The following is a 2531-nucleotide window of genomic DNA, read 5'->3' as shown; positions in this document are numbered from 1 at the left end:
GGCCGGTGCAGCGGCGGACGGGGCGGCCACGGGCGCGGCCGCCCGAGCGGGCTCGACTGACGGGGCGGCAGCCTGCGGGGCAGTGTCTGCCGGGGGCAGGGCGGACCGCTTCGCGGCGGAGGGAACTGGCGCGGGCGCGGGCCGGCCGGCCGCTGCGGGTTCGTCTACGGGCCAGTCGCTGGTGCTGACCCGCGGTGCCGTCAGTGGTTCCCGGACAGGCTCGTCCCGCCGAGCGGGAGCGGGCGCGGGGGCTGTGGCCGGAGGCTGCTCGGCCTGGGGCGGGGTGGATGCGGCGGCGGCTGCGGCGGCCGGGGGCAAGGGCGCGGCGGGCGCCTGTGCAGCAGGCGGCCGGGGAGAAGCCGATTGTTCAGTGCGCTGTTCGGTGCGCGCAGGCGGAACGGCGGCAGGTGCGGGAGCACTGGCGAGGGGAGCCCCGACGTCGTTCCCGGCATAGTTCAACCGCCGCTCAACGCGGTCGATCCGGGCCGCGATGCCGCGCTCGGTCTGTTCGGAGCTGGGCAGCAGGATGCGGGCGCACAGCAGTTCCAGATGCAGGCGCGGCGAGGTGGCCCCGGTCATGTCCGTGAGCGCGGTGTTGGTGACGTCCGCGGCGCGGGAGAGCTCGGCCGCGCCGAGGTTGTGGGCCTGGTTCTGCAGGCGGGCGATCTGGTCCGCCGGCATGCCGCGGAGGATGGACTGGGCGCTTTCGGGCATTGCCTGCACGATGATGAGGTCGCGGAAGCGTTCCAGCAGGTCTTCGACGAAGCGCCGGGGATCGTGCCCGGTCTGGATGACCCGGTCCACAGCGCGGAATACCGTGGCGGAATCCGACGCGGCGACGGCCTCGACGACGTCGTCCAGCAGGGACGCGTGCGTGTAGCCCAGCAGGGCGACCGCGAGCTCGTAGTTCAGGCCGTTGGGTCCGGCGCCGGCCATGAGCTGGTCCAGCACGGAGAGGGAATCGCGCACCGAACCCCCGCCCGCGCGGATGACGAGGGAGAGCACGCCGGGCGCCACGGGGACGTTCTCCTGGGTGCAGAGCAGCTCCAGATACGCCATGAGAGGCTCCGGCGGCACCAACCGGAAGGGGTAGTGGTGCGTGCGGGAGCGGATAGTGCCGATGACCTTGTCCGGCTCCGTGGTGGCGAAGATGAACTTGATGTGTTCCGGCGGTTCTTCGACGATCTTGAGCAGGGCGTTGAAGCCGGCCGACGTGACCATGTGGGCTTCGTCGATGATGAAGATTTTGTAGCGGTCCCGGACCGGGGCGTAGGTGGCCCGTTCGCGGAGGTCGCGGGCGTCGTCGACACCGCCGTGGCTGGCGGCGTCGATCTCGATGACGTCCAGGGAGCCGGAGCCGCCGCGGGCCAGTTCGACGCAGCTGGGGCACTTGCCGCAGGGGGTGTCCGTGGGGCCCTCGGCGCAGTTCAGGCAGCGGGCCAGAATGCGGGCCGAGGTGGTTTTGCCGCAGCCGCGGGGGCCGGAAAAGAGATAGGCGTGGTTGACGCGGTTCTTGCGCAGGGCCGTCATGAGAGGCTCGGTGACATGCTCCTGCCCGATAACGTCCGCGAACGAATCGGGGCGGTATCGACGGTAGAGAGCGGTAGTAACAGTCACAGATAAACCCTACCAATCGGCACAGACATAAAAGACCCCTCATGCACCCGCCAGAGCCCGCTTACCCTTGCTACCTTCCGGTCCTGGGGGAGTTCAACAGGATGACGCCACATGAGGGGCCGTCAGCAAGTTTACCTGACGATTGGCTGTGCCTCGAATTGGCCCGTTTTGGCCCCTTATCCCCGGCGGGACATGCCCATTTTTTGCGGGCAGGACTGGGCTGGTTGGCACTATGTCCAGCCCTCGGCCGGGCTGCGGGGCATGTCCGGTGGCGGGGGAGGGCAGCGTGGGCCATGCTCATTTTTCGCGGGTAGTTGCGGGTAGTTATTGCGGCCAGCAGGGTGGATCCGGGCAATGCAGGCGGCGCTGGGGGACTGTGTCCAGCTAGTGCGTGCTGCATGGGGCATGTCCTCAGGTGGGCGTGGGCAGCGTGGGGCATGCCCATTTTTCGCGGACGGGACTGGGCCGCGCTGGGACTATGTCCAGCCCTCGAGCGGCTGGCGGGGCATGTCCTGTGGTGGGGTGGGCAGCGGTGGGGCATGTCCATTTTTCGCGCGCAGGACTGGGCTATTTGGCACTATGTCCAGCCTACGCATGCAGCGGGGGGCATGTCCCCCGGAAGAGCCCCGGGCCGGGTCGGGGAGGGCTCAATTGGGCGAAGCTGGAAAGTTCAGGTAGTCTAGTATCTGCTTTTGATTCAGAAGCAACTGGAGAATTCGCCTAGCGGCCTATGGCGCACGCCTGGAACGCGTGTTGGGTTAACGCCCTCGGGGGTTCAAATCCCCCATTCTCCGCGGTTGGCCCCGGTCCTCGGACCGGGGCCTTTTTGCGTCTCCATGCTTTTGCATCCTCGGAGGTTATGGCCAGAAAGTGCGTCCGCTGGCCCCGCCGCCCCGCACTCTGCGGCCCGGCCC

General features: G+C 68.7%; 1 protein-coding gene, 1 tRNA gene and 1 other RNA gene. 1 reads left to right on the top strand and 2 read right to left on the bottom strand.

Going from position 1 to position 2531, the window contains the following annotated elements; all coding sequences use genetic code 11:
- Both AC1D2F_RS23830 and ffs read right to left on the bottom strand, forming a co-directional pair.
- Positions 1 to 1617 (bottom strand): DNA polymerase III subunit gamma and tau (locus AC1D2F_RS23830; RefSeq protein WP_476967899.1); only part of this gene is annotated, 1617 nt, incomplete at its 3' end.
- Positions 1618 to 1644: 27 nt separating this feature from the next.
- Positions 1645 to 1741: signal recognition particle sRNA small type (gene ffs, locus AC1D2F_RS23825), an RNA gene on the bottom strand.
- A 585-nt stretch (positions 1742 to 2326) separates the two neighbouring features.
- Here ffs and AC1D2F_RS23820 point away from each other — a divergent pair.
- Positions 2327 to 2411, top strand: a tRNA-Ser gene (locus AC1D2F_RS23820).
- Positions 2412 to 2531 lie beyond the last annotated feature (120 nt).

This window comes from Arthrobacter sp. P1_B3 (assembly GCF_056406615.1).
This window is presented reverse-complemented; position numbering and strand designations above follow the sequence as displayed.